Genomic DNA, 22,266 nt, shown 5'->3' with positions numbered 1-22,266 from the left:
GTCCTCCCCTGGTCGCGGCGGGAGTCGAGAGGGCACATGGTCACCGTGAGCAGCGAGCACATGCAGATCGGCGAGGTCGCCGCGCGCACCGAGCTGTCACTGCGCACGATCCGGCACTACGAGGAGACCGGGCTCGTGACACCCTCGGCCCGCTCCCGCGGCGGGTTCCGGCTGTACACCGAGGCCGACGTGGCACGGCTGATGGTCGTCCGCCGGATGAAGCCCCTCGGCTTCAGCCTGGACGAGATGCGGGACCTGCTCGAGGCGGTCGACCGTCTCGACGAAGGTGGGGAAGCGGCGCCGGACGAGCGCGACGAACTCCTGGAGCGGGTGCGCGCGTACGAACGGTCCGCGAGCGAGCAGGTCGCCAAGCTGCGGGTCCAGCTGGCGAGGGCGGAGGAGTTCGCCCTGACCCTGCGCACCCGCCTGGACCGGAGCGGGCCGCCGCAGGGGTGACCACCACGGCCACCGCCGCCGGGGCGCACCTCGCGCTCGGCCGGGCGCCCACTCACGCGCACACCACCGGGGCGGAGAGCTACGCCCGCCCGGCACGGCGTGTCGAAGAAACACGCCAGGGGCGGCACCCGTGCGACCTAGGATCCGACCATGGCCGGACCTGGACGAGAGACGCGGGGCATCGTCGACGCCCCCGACCTGTTCACCCGCGTGCGCTTCCGTCTTCGTGACCCCGCACCGGCTCTGCGGCGGCACCTGGAGCACTACTGGCTGATCGACTGGGACCTGTCGGAGCCCTACACCTCACGCGTGGTGCCGCACCCGAGCGTCCACCTGGTCTTCGAACGGATGGAGTCGGGCAGCGAGGTCCAGCGCGCGGGCTCCGCCGAGGTCTACGGCGTCGTGCAGGGGCTCTTCAGCCAGCGGCTGGAGGGCAGGGGGCGGGTGTGCGGGGTGAAGTTCCGGCCCGGCGCCTTCCGGCAGTTCGCCCCGCGGCTGCCCGTCTCGGAGTGGACCGGGCGCCGGATCCCCGCCGACGAGGTGCTCGCCGCGCCCGGGAACGTTCCCTCCGCCTCGGCGACCGTGCCGGCCGTGCTCGATCCGGCCGACGAGGACGCCCGGGTCGCGGCTCTGGACTCGTACGTACTCTCCCTCCTTCCGCAGCCGGACCCGCAGGCGGCACTCGCGACCGAACTCGCCGAGCTCGTGCGCACGGACCGCTCGTTGCTGCGGGTGGACGCCCTCGCCCGGGCGGGCGGACTCTCCGTGCGCTCGCTGCAACGGCTGTTCTCCACCTGTGTGGGGGTCGGGCCCAAGTGGGTCATCCTCCGCCACCGCATCCACGAGGCCCTGCAACGCGCCGGATCGGACCCGGATCCCGACTGGGCGCGGCTCGCCGCCGATCTCGGCTACAGCGACCAGGCGCACCTGGTGCGGGACTTCACCGCCACGGTGGGTGTCCCCCCGGCGGCCTTCGCGCAGCGCTGACGCCTGCCCGGCCGCCCGCCTGCCCCAGGGCTCCGGCCCCCGCGCCGGTCCCCCGCGCCGGTCCCCCGGACCGGCCCTCGCGCGTCGGCCGTCGCCCGTCAGCGGGAAACCTCTCGCTGCCGCGCCCGGCCCGATGGCATCCTGACCAGGTGAACGGACCCGAGATCACCCTCGAAGTAGCCCCGGAACTGCGGCTCTTCGTCGCCCATGACCGCCGCCGCGGACGCACGGCCGTCACCACGGACGGCTCATCGACCCTCGGACATGTCGTGGAGTCCCTGGGCATCCCGCTCACCGAGGCCGGGCAACTCCTCGTCGACGGAAGCCCCGTGCCGGTGTCCCACATCCCCGGCGCGGGCGAACTGGTCGAGGTCCGGGCGGTGCGGCGCCCCCAGCAGGTCCCCGGCGCGCCACTGCGCTTCCTGCTCGACGTCCATCTGGGCACGCTCGCCCGGCGGTTGCGCCTCCTGGGCGTCGACGCCGCGTACGAGAGCGAGGACATCGGCGACCCCGCGCTGGCCGCCCTCTCGGCCGAGCAGCGGCGCGTCATGCTCTCCCGCGACCGGGGGCTGCTCCGCCGCAGGGAGATCTGGGCGGGGGCCTACGTCTACAGCGACCGGCCGGACGATCAGCTCCGGGACGTGCTGGGCCGCTTCGCCCCCGTGCTCGCTCCGTGGACACGCTGCACGGCCTGCAACGGGGAGCTGACAGCGGCCGACAAGGAATCGGTGAGCTCTCAGCTGGAGCAGGGCACGCAGGCGTCCTACGACGTGTTCGCGCAGTGCGCCGCCTGTGGACGGGTGTACTGGCGGGGCGCCCACCACGCCCGGCTGGAAGCCGTCGTGGAGGACGCCGTACGCGAGTTCGGCGGGTCGGGGGGACCGGACGCCGACCGCCTGGGACGGCGCGGGCGGACCGGGCTGACGGGCGCGGGCGGACGGCGCCTCAGAAGACGTACGCGTCACCCGTGGAAAGCACCAGCACCTCATGCGTGTCGTTGCGCCGGTTCCGGTCGCTGGCACCGCCGTTCCACACGGTGTCCACCCGCACCGCGACCTCGGCCGGCCGTCCCGTCAGACGCAGCCCGAGAGCGGTGCGGCGCGCCTCCCCGGACACGCCCAGCGGGCCGGTCCCGCACAGCACCGTCCGGCTGCCGCTGCGCAGGCAGCCCTGGGGCAACAGCTGTCCGACGGCGAGCGGGGCGGAGAAGCGCAGTCGCACCGTCGCGTCGGCGAGCGGCGACGGCCCCCGGTTCCCCGTCCGCAGCCGGACCTCGATCCGCTCCTCCCGGAGCGAGACGCGGCCGTGATGGGCCACGTCGGCCTCCGGGGCGAACCCCCTGGGTGCCGGCTCGGCCACGGCGGACAGCCCCGGACCCAGCACCACGACCACCGCGACCGCCGCGACGGCGGCCACCTTCCGGACTCCTCGCGTCACTCGCATGCGCGGAACATACCGATGACCGGCAATCGCCCCTGCTCGATGACGGGTTCGCCACGCTCCCCCACCCGCACGGCCCACCGTCACCGCCGGAACCGTTCGCCGGCCCTCTCCCGCGGACGCCGCCGCACGGACACCGCCCCGGGCCCGGGTCGTCCTACCGGTTCCCTCCCACCGGTGGCCGCGCACCCTCATGACACGCTGGGCCCATGCTCGTCGCCCGCTCCATCGCACTCTTCGTCGTAGCCGCGCTCTTCGAGATCGGAGGTGCCTGGCTCGTCTGGCAGGGCGTACGCGAGCACCGGGGATGGATCTGGATCGGAGCGGGCGTCATCGCTCTCGGGGCCTACGGATTCGTGGCCACGCTCCAGCCGGACGGTGACTTCGGCCGCATCCTCGCGGCGTACGGCGGGGTGTTCGTCGCCGGTTCGATCGCCTGGGGCATGGTCGCCGACGGTTACCGCCCGGACCGCTGGGACGTGACCGGCGCGCTGATCTGCCTGGCCGGCATGGCTTTGATCATGTACGCCCCCCGAAACCACTGAGCCCGCCCCCGGAGCGCCCGCCTATCCTGGCCCCGTACCGATCAGCTGTCCGAGGAGTTCGCATGGCCGCCACCCCCATCGCCGTCATCACCGGCGCGAGCAGCGGCATCGGTGCCGCGACCGCCAGGCAGCTGGCCGCCGCCGGATACCGCGTGGTGCTCACCGCACGCCGCAAGGACCGCATCGAGACACTGGCCGCCGAGCTCACCGAGGCCGGGCACAAGGCGACGGCGTACGCCCTGGACGTCACCGACCGCGCGGCGGTCGACGAGTTCGCCACGGCGTTCCGCTCCCTGGCCGTCCTCGTCAACAACGCGGGCGGCGCACTGGGCGCCGACCCCGTCGCCACGGGCGATCCGGCCGACTGGCGCCAGATGTACGAGACCAACGTCATCGGCACGCTCAACGTCACCCAGGCCCTGCTCCCCGCCCTGACCGCGAGCGGGGACGGCACCGTCGTGATCCTCTCCTCGACGGCCGGCCTCTCCACCTACGAGGGCGGCGGCGGTTACGTCGCCGCCAAGCACGGCGAGCACGTGCTGGCGGAGACCCTCCGCCTGGAGATCGTCGGAACCCCGGTCCGCGTGATCGAGGTCGCGCCCGGCATGGTCAAGACCGACGAGTTCGCCACCACCCGCTTCCGCGGCGACACGGAGAAGGCCGCCAAGATCTACGCGGGCGTCGACGCCCCGCTCTCCGCCGACGACGTGGCCGACACGATCACCTGGGCCGTCACCCGCCCCAGCCACGTCAACATCGACCTCCTGGTGGTCCGGCCCCGCGCCCAGGCCTCCAACTCCAAGGTCCACCGCACGCTCTGAGGCCGACGGCCGAGGCGAGCCCCGGACCCCCGCCGCAGGGGTCCGGGGCCTGACCTCCGGACGGTGCCCGCCGTCCGGGTGAGGCGACCGGCCTCAGCCCTTCACGCACACGACCTGCTTGAGCTTCGCGACGACCTCGACCAGATCCCGCTGCTGATCGATGACCTGCTCGATCGGCTTGTACGCCGCCGGGATCTCGTCCACCACGCCGGAGTCCTTGCGGCACTCCACGCCCCGCGTCTGGTCCTCCAGGTCCTGCGTCGAGAACCTCCGCTTCGCCGCGTTCCTGCTCATCCGCCGGCCCGCGCCGTGCGAGGCGGAGTTGAACGACTTCGCGTTCCCCAGCCCCTTCACGATGTACGAGCCGGTCCCCATGGAACCGGGGATGATCCCGAACTCCCCCGAGCCGGCGCGGATCGCTCCCTTCCGGGTGACCAGCAGGTCCATGCCGTCGTACCGCTCCTCCGACACGTAGTTGTGGTGGCAGGAGATGACCGGCTCGAACATGACCCGGGCCTTCTTGAACTCCTTCCGGACCACGTCCTGGAAGAGCCCCATCATGATCGAACGGTTGTACTTCGCGTACTCCTGGGCCCAGAACAGGTCGTTGCGGTAGGCCGCCATCTGCGGGGTGTCCGCGATGAAGACCGCCAGGTCACGGTCGACGAGGCCCTGGTTGTGCGGAAGCTTCTGGGCCTGCCCGATGTGGAAGTCGGCGAGCTCCTTGCCGATGTTCCGGGAGCCGGAGTGCAGCATCAGCCACACCGATCCCGCCTCGTCGAGGCAGAACTCGATGAAGTGGTTCCCGCTCCCGAGCGTCCCCATCTGCTTGGTGGCCCGGTCCTGCCGGAACTTGACCGCGTCGGCGATCCCGTCGAACCGCGACCAGAAGTCGTCCCAGCCGGAGGTCGGGAAGCCGTGGAGCTTCCCCGGGTCGACGGTGGTGTCGTGCATCCCCCGGCCCACCGGAATCGCCTGCTCGATCTTCGACCGGAGCCGCGAGAGGTCTCCCGGCAGGTCGTTGGCCGTGAGCGACGTCTTCACTGCCGACATCCCGCAGCCGATGTCCACGCCCACCGCTGCCGGGCAGACCGCGCCGTGCATCGCGATCACCGAACCGACGGTCGCTCCCTTGCCGAAGTGGACGTCCGGCATGACGGCGAGACCCTTGATCCAGGGCAGCGTGGACACGTTCCGCAACTGCTGCATCGCGACGTCCTCGACCGACGCCGGATCCGCCCACATACGGATGGGAACCTGCGCACCCGGTACCTCTACATATGACATAACCCCTCGATTCCCCCGAAAAAGACTGAAAGCGCAAAACCGGTGCCGAGGTCGGCATAAAGGTCGGCCGACCGGCATTCACAGCGGCGCGTGCGATACACATTGTGTCCATCGGCCGCCATCGAGCGGCAACCCGTTTTCGTACCGAAGGGAGCCTGGGACCGTGCGACACATGGCGTACGTACCCGGCGTCGCGCTTCTCGCAGCGCTCGTCGCCGGCTGCAGCGCCGGCTCCGACGCCGACGACCCCGCCGCCGACAGCAAGCCCGGCAGCCCGACGGTCACGGCCGCGCCTCCCGGGAAGTACCGGACGCTGCCCGAATCCTGCCGTGCCGTACCGCGTTCCACCCTCCGGGACCTGCTGCCGGGCACCGCCACGCTGCCCGGGGAGCAGCAGGACAAGGTGTACGAGGGCACCGCCACCGTCACCTACGACACGGACCGCAAGGTCGGCTGCCGCTGGAAGTCGGACGCCCAGGACGCCTCCCGGAACCTGTCCATCGACTTCGAGCGCGTCGTGTCGTACGACCCCGCGGTGAGCGACGACGACCGCGCCCGGGACGTGTACGCGAAGAAGCAGGAGGCTGCCGCGCTCCCCGCTCCGTCCGGCGTCACCCCCAGCGAGACGCCCGGCGGACCGGCCTCCAAGCCGGCCGGCGGCACGCCGTCCGGCTCCCCGAGCGGCTCCTCCTCCGCCACGCCCTCCGCCGCCCCGTCCGGCAGCAGCACGGGCACCGGCCCGGACGCGGATCTCCGGCCGCGGCTGCTCGACGGACTCGGGGACGCCGCGTACCTGGACGATGAGCTCACCCGGGCGGGTTCCACCGCCCAGCACCGCACCGTGAGCGTGGTATTCCGCACATCGAACGTCATCGTGACCGTCCAGTACACCGAGCAGCCGGCCCGCGTCACCGAGGTGCCCGACAGCAGGGAACTGCAGGAGAAGGCCCAGGCCCTGGCGCGGAATCTGGCCGACACCCTCAGCGACTGAACGGACCGCGGCGGTCCCCCGAGGGGTGCCACGGCTCCCTCCGGGGGATCCGCACGAAGGCGGCATCCGGTCGCGGTCCGTCGTACCGTGGCCCCCGACCGACGTACCGCCCGACCGACTCACCGCCCGACCGCCCGCACGACCGACACCGCCGTGCCGTCCGAGTGAAGGAACCATGCACCGATCAGCCCCGCGACTGTCCCGCATACTCGCCTGCGCCGCCGTCCCGGTGATGCTCGTCGTCGCCGGCTGCTCGTCGGACTCCGGCGACGCGAAGGACTCGGGCTCGGGCGCCTCGAACTCCCCGAGCGCGAAGAAGACCGAGCCCACCGTCGAGCCCGCGAAGTTCACCGAACTGCCCGACGCCTGCGCGTCGCTCGGCAAGAAGACGATCGAGGACCTGGTCCCGAAGGCGAAGAACAAGGGCGGCACGACAGGCAAGTCCAGCGACACCGCGACCCGCGGCGGCTGCTCCTGGAACGGCCTCGACGACAACGGCGTCAAGGGCTCCCAGTACCGCTGGCTCGACGTCGGCTACACCCGCTTCGACTCGGACCAGTCCCTGGGCAGCGGCGCCAAGCGCGCGACGGACGAGTACACGAAGCAGGTCGCGAAGGCCCAGGCGACCGAGGGCGCCGAGAAGGCGGCCGCCAAGCCCGCGACCGGTCTCGGCGAGCAGGCCACCTCCGTGACCTACGGCCTCACGAAGTCCAAGGAGGACTTCGAGTACGCGACGGTGGTCGCCCGCACCGGCAACGTCGTCGTCAGCGTCACCTACAACGGGGCCGGGTTCGCGGGCGCCAAGACGCCTGCCGCCGCCGACATCCTGAAGGGCGCGCAGAAGGCCGCCAAGGAGGCCGTCGCCGCGGTCGGCGCCACCGGCGACACGGAGAAGTCCTCGGCCACGCCGTCCTCCAAGGCGCCGGCCTCGCCGTCGTCCAAGGCATCGGCATCGTCCTCGGCCAAGGCCGACGACAAGTCGTGATCTGACCTCGGGCGGAACGCGAACACTCCTGCCCACAGGCGCCTCACCGAAGCCCGGTGCTCCCACGAGCACCGGGCTTCGGCCCCTCCCCACGCAGCACGCCCGGCGGGCATGTGCCAGGCTGTGCCCGCGCCGGGTGCCGAACTGGACCCGGTCCATCGAAGTCGGGAGGGGATCGCGGGTGGCCGCAATGCAGCTGACACGCACACACCGCGTGCTCATCGGGGTGGTCGTCGCCGGCGCCGTGCTCATCGCCGCGATCGGTTTCGCGGGCTCGTACGCCGCCGTGCGCGAACTCGCGGAGGAAAAGGGCTTCGGCGAGTTCTCGGTGGTCTTCCCGATCGGCATCGACGCGGGCATCTGCGTCCTGCTCGCACTGGACCTGCTGCTGACGTGGATGCGCATCCCGTTCCCGCTGCTGCGTCAGACCGCGTGGCTGCTGACCGCGGCGACGATCGCCTTCAACGGCGCGGCGGCCTGGCCCGACCCGCTGGGCACCGGGATGCACGCGGTGATCCCGATCCTGTTCGTCGTCGCCGTGGAGGCCGCACGGCACGCCGTGGGCCGGATCGCGGACATCACGGCCGACAAGCACATGGAGGGTGTCCGCCTCACCCGCTGGCTGCTCTCCCCCGTCCCCACCTTCAAGCTGTGGCGCCGGATGAAGCTGTGGGAGCTGCGCAGTTACGAGCAGGTCATCAAGCTCGAACAGGACCGGCTGATCTACCAGGCCCGCCTCCAGGCGCGCTTCGGCCGCAACTGGCGCCGCAAGGCGCCCGTCGAGTCGATGATGCCGCTGCGCCTGGCGAAGTACGGCGTCCCGCTCGCCGAGACCGCCCCCGCCGGCCTCGCCGCGGCGGGCATCGAGCCGGCCCTGCTGCCGCCGGTCCCGGCAGCCGTGGAGTCCGGGCAGCACCCCCAACTCCCCTACGCCCCGCAGCCCCAGGGCGAGCAGGAGCACGCCCCCCGGCAGGACCGGCCCCACCGGTACCAGCAGGACGAGTACGACCGGCAGGACGAGTACGAACAGCAGGACCGCTTCGTCCAGCAGGACGAGTTCGAGCAGCAGTACCCGCAGGAGGGCCCCGGCTCGCACAACAGCCCGTGGTTCGCGGCGCCCAAGGACGAGGCGTACGAAGGCGGGTACGACCCCGAGTACGACGAGGGCACGGACTCCAGCCCCGTGATGGTCCCCTCGGGCGTCCCCGGCCGGACCCGCCCGCTCGGCAACGTGGGCACGATCGGAGCGTTCCCGCACCCCCGAGCCGCGGAGCCCGAGCAGGGGCAGCCGCACGAGCAGCCGGAGAACCAGCGGCAGACGGAGCCGGTGCAGCAGGAGGCCGGCCAGGCCGAATGGGCACAGACCGAGATCGAGTTCGGCGAGATCGCGTACGACGTGTTCACGGAGTACACGCATCAGCACCAGGACTACCCGAGCGCCGAGGTGCTCGACATCCACCTCTCGGACGGTCACAACGTCCGCCACCCGCACAGCGCCGCTCTGCTGCGCAAGCTGCTGCCCGGCTTCAAGCAGCGCTTCGACAACGAGATGGCCGCCGACCACATCGCGTAGAGCGGAAACGGACAGACGAAACGGGCGGGCCGCTGAGCGGCCCGCCCGTTCTCACTTCAGGAGCGACTACGCGCCGAGCAGCGTCCGCACCCGGTCCGCCCCGACCGCGAGGAGGAGCGTGGGCAGGCGCGGCCCGGTGTCACGGCCGACGAGCAGCCGGTACAGCAGCGCGAAGAAGGAGCGCTGGGCCACCTTCAGCTCCGGCGTCGGCTTGGCGTCCGGCGCCAGGCCCTCCAGCACCTTCGGTACGCCGTAGACGAGCGTGGTCAGCCCGTCCAGCGACCAGTGCGTGTCGAGCCCTTCCAGCAGCAGCCGCAGCGACTCGCGGCCCTGCTCGTCCAGGGAGCCGAGCAGTTCCTTGTCCGGCTCGTCGCGCACGATGGTGCGGGCCTCGGCGGGCACCTGGGTGGTGATCCAGCTCTCGGCACGGTCGAGGCGGGGCCGTGCCTCGTCGAGCGAGGTCAGCGGGCTCGAGGGGTCGAGCTCGCTGAGGATGCGCAGCGTCTGGTCCTCCGCGCCCGCGGTGATGTCGGCGACCGACGCGAGCGTGCGGTACGGCAGCGGGTGGGGGGTGCTGGGCAGCTCCCCGGCGGCCGTGCCGACGGCCCGGGCGTAGGCGGCGGCGTCGGCGGGGAGCACCGTGCCGTCGGCGACCTTGCGGGCCAGCGAGTCCCACTCGTCGTAGAGCCGCTGGATCTCCTGGTCGAAGGCGATCTTGAAGGACTGGTTCGGCCTGCGGCGCGCGTACAGCCAGCGCAGCAGCGGCGCCTCCATGATCTTCAGCGCGTCGGCCGGGGTCGGCACGCCGCCCTTGCTGGAGGACATCTTCGCCATGCCGGAGATCCCGACGAACGCGTACATCGGCCCGATCGGCTGGACACCGTCGAAGATCTCGCGCACGATCTGGCCGCCGACGACGAACGAGGAGCCCGGCGAGGAGTGGTCCACGCCGCTGGGCTCGAAGATCACGCCCTCGTAGGCCCAGCGCATCGGCCAGTCGACCTTCCAGACCAGCTTGCCGCGGTTGAACTCGTTCAGCCGGACCGTCTCGGCGAAACCGCAGGCCGAGCACGTGTAGTTCAGCTCGGTCGTGTCGTCGTCGTAGGAGGTGACGACGGTGAGGTCCTTCTCGCAGTTGCCGCAGTACGGCTTGTACGGGAAGTAGCCGGCGGAGCCGGAGCTGCCGTCGTCCTCGTCCGCCGCGCCCGAACCCTCCGCGGCCTCCAGCTCTGCCTCGTCGGCCTTCTTCTGCTGCGGCTTCTTGCCCTTCGCGCCCGCAGCGCCGTCCTTCTTGGTGCGGTAGCGGTCCAGGACGGCGTCGATGTCGGCGCGGTGCCTCATCGCGTGCAGGATCTGCTCGCGGTAGGTGCCCGCGAGGTACTGCTCGGTCTGGCTGATCCCGTCGTACTCGACGCCCAGCTCGTCCAGCGCCTCGGTCATGGCGGCCTTGAAGTGCTCGGCCCAGTTCGGGTACGCCGACCCGGCCGGGGCGGGCACCGACGTCAGCGGCTTGCCGATGTGCGCCTGCCAGGAGTCGTCGACGCCCTCGACGCCGTTCGGCACCTTGCGGTAGCGGTCGTAGTCGTCCCAGGAGATCAGGTGGCGCACGGTGTGACCGCGGCGGCGGATCTCGTCGGCGACGAGGTGCGGGGTCATGACCTCGCGGAGGTTGCCCAGGTGGATCGGGCCCGACGGGGAGAGGCCGGACGCGACGACGACCGGTTTGCCAGGCGCACGTCGCTCCGATTCGGCGATGACATCGTCCGCGAAGCGGGAGACCCAGTCGGTCTCGGTGCTGCTCTGACTCGAAGCCACGGTCGGCACGTCCTTCTCTCGTGTAGGACTCGTAGGGGACGCCCACTAGGGGCACCCCCATTCTCCCAGGTACCGACCGCAGCGCGAAAACGGCTTTACGCCCCGTGGGATACTGGGGTGATCCCTTGTCCTCTACCGAAACGGCAGCCGCTCATGGCTTCGGTCCCTTCCCTCGCTTCCACGCTCCAGCAGCAGCTCGCGGACGCCCTGACGGCAGCACTGCCGGAAGCAGGCACCGCGGACCCGCTGCTGCGACGAAGCGACCGGGCCGACTTCCAGGCCAACGGGATCCTCGCGCTCGCCAAGAAGCTCAAGGGAAACCCGCGCGAGCTGGCCTCCCAGGTCACGGCGGCCCTCCCGGCCGGTGACCTGATCAAGGACATCGAGGTGTCCGGCCCCGGCTTCCTGAACATCACGCTCACCGACCGGGCGATCATCGGCACGCTCGCCGCGCGGGCCGCCGACGGCGACCGGCTCGGCGTCCCGCCGAAGTCCACGCCGGGCACGACCGTGATCGACTACGCCCAGCCGAACGTGGCCAAGGAGATGCACGTCGGCCACCTGCGGTCCGCGGTCATCGGGGACGCGATGGTCCAGATCCTCGAGTTCACCGGCGAGAACGTCGTCCGGCGCCACCACATCGGCGACTGGGGCACCCAGTTCGGCATGCTCATCCAGTACCTCTTCGAGCACCCGGACGAGCTGAAGCACGAGGGCGACAAGGCGGACGGCGAAGCCGCGATGTCGTCGCTGAACCGCGTCTACAAGGCGTCGCGGGTCCTGTTCGACTCCGACGAGGAGTTCAAGGCCCGCTCCCGTGACCGCGTCGTGGCCCTCCAGGCCGGTGAGCCGGAGACGCTCGCGCACTGGCAGCGCTTCGTCGACGAGTCGAAGATCTACTTCTACTCGGTCTTCGACAAGCTCGACATGGAGATCGCCGACCCCGACATCGTCGGCGAGTCGGGCTACAACGACATGCTCGAGGAGACCTGCCGGATCCTGGAGGAGACGGGCGTCGCCGTCCGCTCCGAGGGCGCGCTCTGCGTGTTCTTCGACGACGTGAAGGGCCCGGACGGCAACCCGGTCCCGCTGATCGTCAAGAAGACCAACGGCGGCTACGGCTACGCGGCCACCGACCTCTCCGCGATCCGCGACCGGGTGCAGGACCTCAAGGCCGACACCCTCCTCTACGTCGTCGACGCCCGGCAGTCCCTGCACTTCAAGATGGTCTTCGAGACGGCCCGCCGCGCCGGCTGGCTGAACGACGGCGTCAAGGCGCACCAGCTGGCCTTCGGCACCGTCCTCGGCAAGGACGGCAAGCCGTTCAAGACCCGTGAGGGCACCACCGTCCGGCTGGAGGACCTGCTGGACGAGGCCGTCGAGCGGGCCACCGCCGTGGTCCGGGAGAAGGCCGAGAAGGTGGGCCTGACCGAGGAGGAGATCGTCGAGAACGGCCGGTACGTCGGCGTCGGCGCCGTGAAGTACGCCGACCTGTCGACCTCCGCCGTGCGGGACTACAAGTTCGACCTGGACCAGATGGTGTCGCTGAACGGCGACACGTCGGTGTACCTCCAGTACGCCTACGCCCGGATCCGCTCCATCCTGCGCAAGGCGGGCGACGCGAAGCCCGCCGCGCACCCGGAGCTGGAGCTGGCCCCGGCGGAGCGTGCGCTCGGCCTGCACCTGGACCAGTTCGGCGCGGTCCTGGAGGAGGTGGCCGAGGGGTACGAGCCCCACAAGCTGGCCGCGTACCTCTACCAGCTGGCCTCGCACCTCACCACGTTCTACGACCAGTGCCAGGTGCTGAGCGACGAGAATCCGGCGGAGGTCGTCGAGAACCGGCTGTTCCTCGTCGAGCTCACCGCCCGCACCCTGCACCAGGGCATGAAGCTGCTCGGCATCAGGACGCCCGAGCGCCTCTGATCACCCACGGCGCCGGGCCGGGGACAGCAGCACGGATCGCCCGTGCGGGACCACGTCCCGCACGGGCGATGCCGTTCCGCGTTCAGCCGAGCGCGTCCGCGAACATGCCCGCCTCGTACGAACCACCCCGCTGGTGCAGGATGACGGCCAGCCGGTTGGCCGCGTTGATCAGGGCGACCAGCGAGACCAGCGCCACGGTCTGGTCGTCGTCGTAGTGCTCGCGCACCAGGTCCCAGGTCTCGTCGGACACCCCCTGGTGGGCGTCGGCGAGCCGGGTGCCCTCCTCCGCGAGCGCCAGCGCGGCCTGCTCCGCCTCGGTGAAGACGGTGGACTCACGCCACGCGGCGACCAGATGGAGCCGGACCGCGCTCTCGCCCGCGGCCGCCGCCTCCTTGACGTGCATGTCGATGCAGTGCCCGCAGCCGTTGATCTGGCTGGCACGCAGCGAGACCAGCTCCTGCGTGGACTTCGGCAGCGCCGACTGCTGGATCACCAGGCCCGCGCCCGCGAACCGCTTGACGAACCTGAGGCCGGTCTCGTTCTCGAAGATGTCGAACCGTGCGTCCATGACGTCGTCCTCACTGTGGTGTCGCTGTTGCACTGGACGAACACCAGACGTCGGCGCCCCGCCCCGTGTGACAGTCCCGCCGCGTGACGTACGCCACCCCGCGCGGCTGTCACGGAACGGCGACGCGCCCCGGCACCGCCGTCAGTTCTCCGCGGGCACCCACTGGGCCGTGTCCGCGCGGTAGTAGTACTCCGGCCGGGCCGTGAGGCTGCTCGTCCGGAACGGCTCGCCCCCGTCGTCGATGCGCAGGGTTCCGCTCCTGCCGCCGCTGGTCCACTCCAGCTCCAGGTACCAGGTCACGTCGTGGCCCTCCACGTGCGCGTCGAGGTGGAACACCTCGACGTCGGTGGAGCTCACCCGGTACGGGAAGTCCTTCGCGGGGACGACCTCGCCGGCGTCCTCCCCGGGGACGGGCTTCGAACGTGGCCGGCTGTCGTCCAGGTCGATGTCGAAGGTCTGCGGCGTGACGCCTCCTCCGCAGCCGTTCCCCATCGAGTACGCGGACCGGGCGAGCGCCGCGTTGCGCCCCAGCACCCGGACGTGCAGTCCGTTCAGCACGACGGCCTCGCCCGAGCTCCCCTGGAGGGTGAGTTCGAGCTTCATGTCACCCCCGTCCACACCGCCGAGGGCCCGCGCCCACCCCCGGGTGTCCTGGGGTGCGGGCGGCGGCGGCACGTCGTCGGGTTCCTGGTCGAGCAGGTAGTACTGCCCGCAGGGCGACTCCCAGTTGTAGGAGCTGATCGTGGCGTGCACGGGCACGCCACCACCGCTCCGCTGCCCGCCCGAGGACGGCGAGGGGCCGGCGGGGGCGCTGCTCCCCCCGGCCGATGGGGAAGCGGTGCCGCCGGGCGTCGCCGACGGCCCGGCGCTCGCGCTCTCCTTCGCGCTCGCGCTCGCACTCGCCCGACCGGTGGGAACGACCGGAGCGTGGCTGGGCGCCGCGTCGGTGCGCCCGCGGTCGGAGGACTCGTCGTCACCGAGGCCGCGGATGGCGAAGGCCGCGGGGACGGTGAGGGCCACGACCGCGACCGCGGTGAGCAGGACACGCAGCTTCCGGTTGGTGCGGCGGCGGGGAGCGGGCACCGCGTCGGGGCGGCGCCTGTCGGGCGTCACATCCTCCGGCTCCGCTCCGGCGCTCGGCTCCGCTCCGGCGCTCGGCTCCGCTTCGGCGCTCGGTTCCGCTTCGGCCCGTGGTTCCGCTCCGGCGCTCGGCTCCGCTCCGGCCCGTGCTTCCGCTTCGGTGCCGGCCCGGGGTGCGGAGCTGTCGGGACCGGCCTGCTCGGGCTCGGAGGTGACGGCCCCCGGATCCGCGGGATCCGGAGCAACGCCGTCCTGCACGTGGGACGGGGCAGCGACCCCGCCGGCTTCCGGCTTCCGCGCGCCCCGCCGCTTCGCCTCGTCGGCGAGGATCCACCTCCGGTGCAGTGCCACCAGTTCGTCGGAGGACGCCCGGCAGACCCTCGCGAAGCGTTCGACCGGCGCGTAGTCATGGGGAACGGCGTCGCCGTTGCAGTAGCGGTGCACGGTCGAGGTGCTCATGTGCAGCTTCTGGGCGAGCGCCCCGTAGCTGAGACCGGACCGCTCCTTCAGCCCCCTGAGCAGCGCCGCGAAGTCCTGGATCTCTGTGCCCACCCCGACCGTTCCCCTTCCGTTCCTTCCCGGGAAGGCATTCCAGGGAAGTGATGTCCGCGCAGGTCAGAGTAGGTAAAGGCGTTCCAGCGTCCCGCATGCCCCGGCAACCGTTGCGACGGAAATTCGGAGCTGGAAAGGATGTGGACACACCGCGGCGTTCCCCGCGACCCGTACGTCCCACCCTTACCCGTCCCGGGAGCCGCTGTGCGTACTCGACCTGAACTCAGCCTGACCGACGTGGTCGCCACAGGAGTGCTGATCGTCTGCATCGCAGTCGTCGTCGCGCTCCTGTGACGCCTCTGATCATGCGTCACCGACCAGTACACCCGCCCGCACCTCAGGGCGCCAAACGGCGCCCCGGGCACTCATCATCTCGAACGGGGAGAACCGTCTCATGCGCAACCTTCGCTTCCGCCGCGCCGCCCGCACCTCCGCCCTCGGCACCGCCGCGCTGATCGCGGCCCTGTCCCTGACGGCCTGCCAGGACGGCGGCCAGGCGGCCGCCGCCGCGTCCACCACCGCTCCCGACACGTCGAGCACCCAGCCGAAGGGCGGCACCGAAGCTCCGGCACCGCAGGGCGGCGCAGCATCCGGTTCGGATTCCGCTTCCGACCCCGGCAAGACCTCCGGCGCCGGTTCGACGAAGGCCGACCCCGCCTCGGACAAGCAGCAGGGCGACGCGAAGGACACCGGCCCTGTCACCCGCGCGTGCGACGGCGGCAACACCAAGGTGACGCTCACGCCCGTGCCCCGGCCCCTCAACCACATGCTGCTCACCGTGACCAACACCGGCTCGGAGGCCTGCAACGCCTACTACTACCCCTTCCTGAGGTTCGGTGAGGCGCAGTCCACCCCGCCGGTGATCGAGGAGAGCAAGCCGCAGGCCGTCGTCACCGTCCTGCCGGGAGAGTCCGCGTACGCCGGCGTCATGACGTCCTCCGCCGACGGGAGCGGCTCGGGCGGCTACTCCACCAAGAAGGTGGCCGTGAGCTTCCAGGGCCGCGAGGGGAGCGGGTCCACCGGTCCGTCCGCGAACGCGTCCCTCAGCAAGGCCGTCTACGTCGACAGCACGCTGACGGTCACCTACTGGCAGACCGACATGGACGACGCCCTCATGCACTGACCTCGCCACACACCGGCCCGTCACGACGGGCGGAGCTCCTGAACGGGCGTGACACCGCGGAACCGGTGTCACGCCCGTTCGTCGTGCCCGGGCCGACGCACCCCCGCAGATGACCCGCGAGACCCCGACGAAGCGTTCACCTCCATGCCGTTGCAACGCAACGCGTCGAGGCTGTTGCATTACCTTCCAATTCGTTGCAACAAAAACAACGCATTAACCTGCAATGACAAGGTTTTGACGCAACAAGCTTGTTGCCGCATCACGGAATGCAACGTAGCGTTTCCATCATCAGAAACACGAAACCAGGGAGCGCACGATGCAGAACTTCGACACCCCCACCGCCGTCCAGGCAGTGCTCGACATCCCCGCGGGGCGCATCCAGTTCATCGCCGCCGACCGCACCGACACCACGGTCGAGGTCCGCCCCGCCAACCCCTCCAGGAGCCGCGACGTGAGGACGGCCGAGCAGACCGAGGTCACCTACGCCGACGGACTCCTGCACATCAAGGCCCCCGAGGCGAAGAACCGGCTCCTGGGCAACTCCGGATCCGTCGAGGTGACCGTCCAGCTGCCCGCCGGCTCCCGCGTCGACGCCAAGTCCGGCGCCGCCGAGTTCCGGGGCGTCGGCCGGCTCGGGGACGTCGCCTTCGACGGCGGCCACGGCTCGGTCAAGCTCGACGAGGCCGCGAGTGCCCGCCTCACCGGTCTCGACGCCCACATCACGGTCGGCCGGCTCAACGGTCACGGCGACATCAGCACCCAGCGGGGCGACGTGAAGATCACCGAGGCCGTACACGGTCAGCTCACGCTGAACACCCAGCAGGGCGACATCACCGTCGGCGCCGCCCGCGGTGTATCCGCCTCGCTGGACGCCGGAACCGACTACGGCCGGATCGACAACGCGCTCAGGAACACCGACGGCACACCCGGCCTGACCATCAAGGCGACCACCTCCCAGGGCGACATCACCGCCCGCAGCCTCTGACCCCCATCCCCCGAAGGAGCACCGGCATGACGAACCTGGCCATCGCGGCGAACGGGCTGCGCAAGTCCTACGGCGACAAGAACGTCCTGGACGGCATCGACCTCGCCGTCCCGCAGGGAACGGTCTTCTCCCTCCTCGGACCGAACGGCGCCGGCAAGACCACCGCCGTCAAGATCCTCTCCACTCTCATCTCACCCGGCCCCGGGTCCGGTGAGATCCGGGTCGGAGGCCACGACCTCGCCACCGACCCACAGGCCGCACGGGCGGCGATCGGTGTGACCGGGCAGTTCTCCGCCGTGGACGGGCTGATCACCGGCGAGGAGAACATGCTCCTCATGGCCGACCTGCACCACCTGCCCAAGGCCGAGGGACGGCGGGTCACCGCCGAACTCCTGGAACGCCTCGACCTCACCGACGCCGCGAAGAGACCCGCCTCCGGCTACTCCGGCGGTATGAAACGCCGCCTCGACATCGCCATGACCCTGGTCGGCGACCCCCGCATCATCTTCCTCGACGAACCCACCACCGGCCTCGACCCCCGCAGCCGCCACAACATGTGGGGCATCATCCGCGAACTCGTCTGCACCGGCGTCACCGTCTTCCTCACCACCCAGTACCTCGAGGAGGCGGACCAACTCGCCGACCGCATCGCCGTCCTGAACAACGGCCGCATCGCCGCCGAGGGCACCGCCGACGAACTCAAACGCCTCATCCCCGGCGGCCACGTCCGCCTCCGCTTCACCGACCCCACCACCTACCGGCACGCAGCCGCCACCCTGACCGACGCCGCCCCCGACGACGAGGCCCTCACCCTCCAACTCCCCAGCGACGGCAGCCAACGCGACCTGCGCACCATCCTCGACCGCCTCGACACCGCCGGCATCGAGGCCGACGAACTCACCGTCCACACCCCCGACCTCGACGACGTCTTCTTCGCCCTGACCGGATCCACCACCGTCCCCGCCCAGACCAAGGAGACCGTCCGATGAGCAACCTCTCCCTCGCCGTGCGCGACGCCGACACGATGCTGCGCCGCAACCTCCTGCACGCCCGTCGCTACCCCTCCCTGACGCTGAACCTCCTGCTCACCCCGGTCATGCTCCTGCTGCTCTTCGTCTACGTCTTCGGCGACACCATGAGTGGCGGCGCGGGCCGCTCCGAGTACATCGCCTACATCGTCCCCGGCATCCTGCTGATGACGATCGGCTCCACCACCATCGGCACCGCCGTCTCCGTGTCCACCGACATGAACGAGGGCATCATCGCCCGCTTCCGCACCATGGCGATCCACCGGAGCTCCATCCTGTTCGGGCACGTCGTCGGCAGCGTGCTGCAGACGATGACCAGCGTGGTCCTCGTCGGCGCGATCGGCGTGGCCATGGGCTTCCGCTCCACGGACGCCACCGTCCTGGACTGGCTGGCGGCGTTCGGGCTGCTCGCCCTGTTCGCCCTGGCCTTCACCTGGATCGCGGTCGGCATGGGTCTGGTCAGCCCCAACGCCGAGGCCGCCAGCAACAACGCCATGCCGCTCATCCTGCTGCCGCTCATCTCCAGCGCCTTCGTCCCGCTGGACTCCATGCCCGGCTGGTTCCAGCCGATCGCCGAGTACCAGCCCTTCACCCCCGCCATCGAAACCCTCCGCGGCCTGCTCCTCGGCACGGACATCGGCAACAACTGGTGGATCGCCCTCGCTTGGTGCCTCGGCCTCACCGTCCTCGGCTACCGCTGGTCGAAGGCACAGTTCAACAGCGACCCGAAGTAACCCGCATGACAGCGCGGGCCACCCCCGTCGAGGCACTCCCGGGCCGCGGCCGGTTCGGGGGACGTGGGACGGCGATTCCTGCGAGAGAACATGCGGGCGGCCCTCCCCGCAACCGGTTCCGTACTCAACCGCATTGATCACCCGCGACGCCTGTCCCCCGAGCGAGCTACGCGCAGGTGTCCACCGTGAGGTGACGATCGCGGAGCGCCTGATCCGTAGCGTTCGAGGCACCGCGGCACCCCGGCCGCGGACCGGTGAAGGAGCGTTCATGAGATTCGTCTGGCAACTGCTGGCCGCCGTGCTGGTCGCCATGATCGGCGGCCAGGCCGTCGGCGCCGTCGAGGACAGTCCGTGGCTCCAACTCGTCCTGGGGCTCCTGACAGCCGTGGCCGCCGTACTCGTCTACGGATGGGTGGTGCGCAGGACGGAGCACCGCCCGTCCACCGAGGTGGCCCGCGAGGGTGCCGAGGCCGCGTTCGGCCGGGGGCTGCTGATCGGCGTCGCGATGTTCGGCGCCGTCATCACGAACATCTACTTCAACGCGCACTACGAGATAAACGGCCTGGGCTCCCCGAGTGGCGCGGTCGGGCTGATCGGCTTCATGGCGGCCGCCGCCGTGACCGAGGAAGTGATGTTCCGTGGCGTGCTGTTCCGGATCATCGAGGAGCGCACCGGCACCTGGATCGCGCTGACGCTGACCGGCGTACTGTTCGGCGCCTCGCACCTGCTGAACCCCAACGCCGACCTGTGGGGCGCGATCGCCATCGCGATCGAGGCAGGCGGAATGCTCGCCGCCGCCTACGCCGCGACCCGCAACCTGTGGGTGCCGATCGGCCTGCACTTCGGCTGGAACTTCGCGGCGGCCGGCATCTTCAGCACCGAGGTCTCCGGCAACGACACCCCGCAGGGACTGCTGGACACCGTCACATCCGGCCCGGCATGGGTCACCGGCGGCGACTTCGGTCCGGAGGGAAGCGTCTACTCGGTGCTGTTCGGAGTCCTGATCACCGCCGCGTTCCTGTGGCTGGCACACCGCCGCGGCAACCTGGTGCCCCGCCGCCGCGGCACCGGCAAGGCCACCGCCGCCACCACTACACTCCCCCGATGACCGGACTCCCGCGGATCCTGGAACGGTGGCGCCGGCCGGACGCCGCACTCTGGTACGCCCCCCTGGCCCTGCTGCTGTTCGCCGCCTCGTTCCTGCCGGGGTTCCGCAGCAACGGTACGGAGCTGGGCGGCCTGCCGGACCGCCCCTTCGACGCCCTGGCCGTCGCGGCGATCGCCCTCCAGTCCCTCCCGCTCGCAGGGCGCCGGCGGTGGCCGGTCATCTGCTTCACCGCGGTGTCGCTCGGCTTCGCCCTCGACCAGCTCCGCGGCTACCACACCCTCGCGGGCACCGCGCTGCCCATCGCGCTGATCAGCGTGGCGTCCCTCGTGGAGCACCACCGGCGGGCCGTCGCGACCGCCTTCACCGTGGCCTACGTCCCGCTGGCGGTCGCACTCCACCGGATCGGCCCGGGCGAGCCGCCGAGCGAGTTCGTGACGTTCTACCTGGCCGTGGCACTCGCCTGGGGCGTCGGGGTGTGGCTTCGCAACAACCGGGCCGCGGAGGCCGAGCGCCGCCGCCGCGTCGCCGAGGACACCCGCACCGCCGAACGGGCGCGCATCGCCCGCGAGCTCCACGACGTCGTGACCCACCACGTGACGGCGATGGTCGTACAGGCCGAGGCGGCACGCTATCTGACCGCCGCACCCGACCGCCTCGACCAGAGCCTGACCGCCGTCACGGACACCGGACGACGGGCCATCACGGACCTGCGCCACCTGCTCGACCTGCTCAACCCCGACCACGGCACCCCGGCCGCACCGCCGCCCGCCGGCGAACTCCTCACCCTCGTCGAACAGACGCGGCGGGCGGGGCAGCCGGTGGAGTTCACGGAGGAAGGCACACCCGCCGCGTCGGCCGGCAGCGCCGACCTGGTCGCCTACCGGGTCGTGCAGGAAACCCTGACCAACGCCCTCAAGTACGCTCATGGCAGCACCACATCGGTCCGGGTGCGCCACTGCGAGCAGGAGATAACCGTGGAGGTCAGCACGGACGGCTCCAGCTCGAAGGCCTCACCCACGGGCGGGAGCGGCCGAGGGCTGACCGGTCTCCGCGAGCGCGTCGACGTGCTGGGCGGCGACTTCAGCGCGGGCCGGCAACCGGACGGCGGCTTCGTCGTCCGGGTCCGCATACCCGCCGGGAGCCCCGCGTGACCGATCCGATCCGTGTCCTGATCTGCGACGACCAGGTACTGATCCGCACCGGGCTGGCGACGATCATCGACGCACAGCCCGACCTCGAGGTCGCCGGCGAGTGCGGGGACGGCCGGACCGGGGTCGACCTCGCCGGGAAAGTGCGCCCGGACGTCGTGGTCATGGACATCCGCATGCCGGTGCTCGACGGCATCGCGGCCACCCGCCTGCTGGCCGGCGCCGGAGTGCCCCACCCCGTCAAGGTGCTCGTGGTGACGACGTTCAACCTGGACGAGTACGTCTACGAGGCGCTGCGCGCCGGCGCGAGCGGATTCCTCCTCAAGGACGCCCCGCCGGACCGGCTGCTCCACGGCATCCGGACCGTGGCCGCCGGCGCGGCGCTCCTGGACCCCGACGTGACACGCCAGCTGGTCGGCCGGTACGCCGCCCGGATCCGGCCCACCGAGGACAAGAGCGCCGACATCCCGCTGACCCCCCGCGAGCTGGAGGTCCTGCGCCTCATCGCGGACGGCCTCTCCAACAACGAGATCGCCGCCTCCCTCGTGATCAGCAGGGAGACGGTCAAGACCTTCGTCTCACGCATCCTCACCAAACTCGGGCTCCGCGACCGCGTCCAGGCGGTCGTCTACGCCTACCGCCAGGGCCTGGTGTCCTGAACCATCAGGGCTTCGTGAACGCGCACCACACGAGCTTCCCCGGGTCCCGCTCTCCCACGCCCCACCGATCGGCGAGCGCGTCGACGAGCAACAGCCCACGCCCCGACTCACCTTCCGGCCGCCGCACCGCAGGCACCCCACCCCCGCTGTCGTGCACCTCCACGGTCAGCGCGCGTCCCTCCGCCTCCAGTCGCAGCCGGACCAGATACCCGCGCCCCGGCGGCACCCCGTGCAGCAGCGCGTTGGTCGCCAGCTCACTCACGCACACCAGCACGTCGTCGAGCCTCGCCCCGAACCCCCAGTCGGTCACGGCCTCGCGCGTGAACTCCCGTACCGCAGCGACCGAGCGGCGTTCACGCCGGCAGAAGCGCTCACGGAGCAGCGAGAGTTGCATCGTCTCATTCATGAGACGAGCGTCACTCTCTGTTCCTATCGTTCAGCAGTAGGTGAGCACGTAC

The 22,266-nt window shown here is 71.1% G+C and carries 21 protein-coding genes and 1 pseudogene; 16 read left to right on the top strand and 6 right to left on the bottom strand.

Going from position 1 to position 22,266, the window contains the following annotated elements:
- Positions 1–36 precede the first annotated feature (36 nt).
- From LWJ43_RS18290 to LWJ43_RS18280, 3 genes and pseudogenes are all read left to right on the top strand, one after another.
- Positions 37–456: a MerR family transcriptional regulator gene (locus LWJ43_RS18290; RefSeq protein ID WP_277333305.1), complete on the top strand. Its 420-nt coding sequence runs from the start codon at positions 37–39 to the stop codon at positions 454–456.
- A 150-nt stretch (positions 457–606) separates the two neighbouring features.
- Positions 607–1,443 (top strand): helix-turn-helix domain-containing protein, encoded by an 837-nt coding sequence (locus LWJ43_RS18285; RefSeq protein ID WP_277333304.1) that lies wholly within the window; start codon positions 607–609, stop codon positions 1,441–1,443.
- Positions 1,444–1,592: 149 nt separating this feature from the next.
- Positions 1,593–2,321: pseudogene (locus tag LWJ43_RS18280) on the top strand (Mut7-C RNAse domain-containing protein); the annotation flags it as partial.
- A 67-nt stretch (positions 2,322–2,388) separates the two neighbouring features.
- Here LWJ43_RS18280 and LWJ43_RS18275 read toward each other — a convergent pair.
- Positions 2,389–2,886, bottom strand: coding sequence for a hypothetical protein (locus LWJ43_RS18275; RefSeq protein WP_277333303.1), 498 nt, complete (start codon positions 2,884–2,886; stop codon positions 2,389–2,391).
- 206 nt (positions 2,887–3,092) lie between these two features.
- Here LWJ43_RS18275 and LWJ43_RS18270 point away from each other — a divergent pair, with 206 nt between their 5' ends.
- Both LWJ43_RS18270 and LWJ43_RS18265 read left to right on the top strand, forming a co-directional pair.
- Positions 3,093–3,428 carry a YnfA family protein gene (locus LWJ43_RS18270; protein ID WP_147958930.1) on the top strand — a complete coding sequence of 112 codons (336 nt, stop codon included), beginning with the start codon at positions 3,093–3,095 and terminating at the stop codon, positions 3,426–3,428.
- 62 nt (positions 3,429–3,490) lie between these two features.
- Entirely contained in the window at positions 3,491–4,249 is a 759-nt protein-coding gene (locus LWJ43_RS18265; RefSeq protein WP_277333302.1) for an SDR family NAD(P)-dependent oxidoreductase, read from the top strand.
- A gap of 93 nt (positions 4,250–4,342) precedes the next feature.
- Here the strand turns inward: LWJ43_RS18265 and LWJ43_RS18260 are convergent, their stop codons facing one another.
- Positions 4,343–5,536: an RtcB family protein gene (locus tag LWJ43_RS18260; RefSeq protein ID WP_277333301.1), complete on the bottom strand. Its 1,194-nt coding sequence runs from the start codon at positions 5,534–5,536 to the stop codon at positions 4,343–4,345.
- A 172-nt stretch (positions 5,537–5,708) separates the two neighbouring features.
- Between LWJ43_RS18260 and LWJ43_RS18255 the strand changes: the two genes are divergently transcribed.
- The 3 genes from LWJ43_RS18255 to LWJ43_RS18245 all read left to right on the top strand — a co-directional run bounded on the left by LWJ43_RS18255 (position 5,709) and on the right by LWJ43_RS18245 (position 9,085).
- A complete protein-coding gene (locus tag LWJ43_RS18255; protein ID WP_277333300.1) occupies positions 5,709–6,527 on the top strand; it encodes a DUF3558 domain-containing protein in 819 nt (272 codons plus the stop codon).
- 175 nt (positions 6,528–6,702) lie between these two features.
- Positions 6,703–7,512 (top strand): DUF3558 domain-containing protein, encoded by an 810-nt coding sequence (locus tag LWJ43_RS18250; protein ID WP_277333299.1) that lies wholly within the window; start codon positions 6,703–6,705, stop codon positions 7,510–7,512.
- Positions 7,513–7,693: 181 nt separating this feature from the next.
- On the top strand, positions 7,694–9,085 hold the full coding sequence (locus LWJ43_RS18245; RefSeq protein ID WP_277333298.1) for a DUF2637 domain-containing protein: 1,392 nt from the start codon (positions 7,694–7,696) through the stop codon (positions 9,083–9,085).
- A 66-nt stretch (positions 9,086–9,151) separates the two neighbouring features.
- Here LWJ43_RS18245 and lysS read toward each other — a convergent pair whose 3' ends face one another.
- Entirely contained in the window at positions 9,152–10,909 is a 1,758-nt protein-coding gene (lysS, locus tag LWJ43_RS18240) for a lysine--tRNA ligase (protein ID WP_277333297.1), read from the bottom strand.
- A gap of 144 nt (positions 10,910–11,053) precedes the next feature.
- On the opposite strand from lysS, the gene argS reads away from it, so the two are divergent.
- A complete protein-coding gene (gene argS / locus LWJ43_RS18235; RefSeq protein ID WP_277333296.1) occupies positions 11,054–12,823 on the top strand; it encodes an arginine--tRNA ligase in 1,770 nt (589 codons plus the stop codon).
- A gap of 82 nt (positions 12,824–12,905) precedes the next feature.
- Here the strand turns inward: argS and LWJ43_RS18230 are convergent, their stop codons facing one another.
- Positions 12,906–13,391, bottom strand: coding sequence for a carboxymuconolactone decarboxylase family protein (locus tag LWJ43_RS18230; protein WP_277333295.1), 486 nt, complete (start codon positions 13,389–13,391; stop codon positions 12,906–12,908).
- Between the two features lie 141 nt (positions 13,392–13,532).
- The gene (locus tag LWJ43_RS18225; RefSeq protein WP_277333294.1) at positions 13,533–15,023 is read right to left on the bottom strand and encodes a transcriptional regulator; all 1,491 of its coding nucleotides are present in this window, start codon (positions 15,021–15,023) and stop codon (positions 13,533–13,535) included.
- A 394-nt stretch (positions 15,024–15,417) separates the two neighbouring features.
- On the opposite strand from LWJ43_RS18225, the gene LWJ43_RS18220 reads away from it, so the two are divergent.
- The 7 genes from LWJ43_RS18220 to LWJ43_RS18190 all read left to right on the top strand — a co-directional run bounded on the left by LWJ43_RS18220 (position 15,418) and on the right by LWJ43_RS18190 (position 21,808).
- Positions 15,418–16,146: a DUF4232 domain-containing protein gene (locus LWJ43_RS18220; protein ID WP_277333293.1), complete on the top strand. Its 729-nt coding sequence runs from the start codon at positions 15,418–15,420 to the stop codon at positions 16,144–16,146.
- Between the two features lie 316 nt (positions 16,147–16,462).
- On the top strand, positions 16,463–17,131 hold the full coding sequence (locus LWJ43_RS18215; RefSeq protein ID WP_277333292.1) for a DUF4097 family beta strand repeat-containing protein: 669 nt from the start codon (positions 16,463–16,465) through the stop codon (positions 17,129–17,131).
- Positions 17,132–17,157: 26 nt separating this feature from the next.
- Complete coding sequence (locus LWJ43_RS18210) at positions 17,158–18,120, top strand: ATP-binding cassette domain-containing protein (RefSeq protein ID WP_277333291.1); 963 nt, start codon at positions 17,158–17,160, stop codon at positions 18,118–18,120.
- Positions 18,117–18,893: an ABC transporter permease gene (locus LWJ43_RS18205; RefSeq protein WP_277333290.1), complete on the top strand. Its 777-nt coding sequence runs from the start codon at positions 18,117–18,119 to the stop codon at positions 18,891–18,893. Before LWJ43_RS18210 ends, LWJ43_RS18205 begins: the two co-directional genes overlap by 4 nt.
- 268 nt (positions 18,894–19,161) lie before the next feature.
- A complete protein-coding gene (locus tag LWJ43_RS18200; RefSeq protein ID WP_277333289.1) occupies positions 19,162–20,001 on the top strand; it encodes a CPBP family intramembrane glutamic endopeptidase in 840 nt (279 codons plus the stop codon).
- Complete coding sequence (locus LWJ43_RS18195; protein WP_277333288.1) at positions 19,998–21,152, top strand: sensor histidine kinase; 1,155 nt, start codon at positions 19,998–20,000, stop codon at positions 21,150–21,152. The genes LWJ43_RS18200 and LWJ43_RS18195 overlap by 4 nt, the downstream gene beginning before the upstream one ends.
- Positions 21,149–21,808: a response regulator gene (locus tag LWJ43_RS18190; RefSeq protein WP_277333287.1), complete on the top strand. Its 660-nt coding sequence runs from the start codon at positions 21,149–21,151 to the stop codon at positions 21,806–21,808. The genes LWJ43_RS18195 and LWJ43_RS18190 overlap by 4 nt, the downstream gene beginning before the upstream one ends.
- Positions 21,809–21,812: 4 nt before the next feature.
- On the opposite strand, the gene LWJ43_RS18185 is transcribed toward LWJ43_RS18190, so the two are convergent.
- A complete protein-coding gene (locus tag LWJ43_RS18185; RefSeq protein ID WP_277333286.1) occupies positions 21,813–22,214 on the bottom strand; it encodes an ATP-binding protein in 402 nt (133 codons plus the stop codon).
- Between the last annotated feature and the right edge of the window lie 52 nt (positions 22,215–22,266).

This window comes from Streptomyces sp. JH34 (assembly GCF_029428875.1).
Classification (GTDB): Bacteria; Actinomycetota; Actinomycetes; order Streptomycetales; family Streptomycetaceae; genus Streptomyces.
Note: the sequence above shows the minus strand (reverse complement) of the source record. Positions and strands in the feature narration are given on the sequence as shown.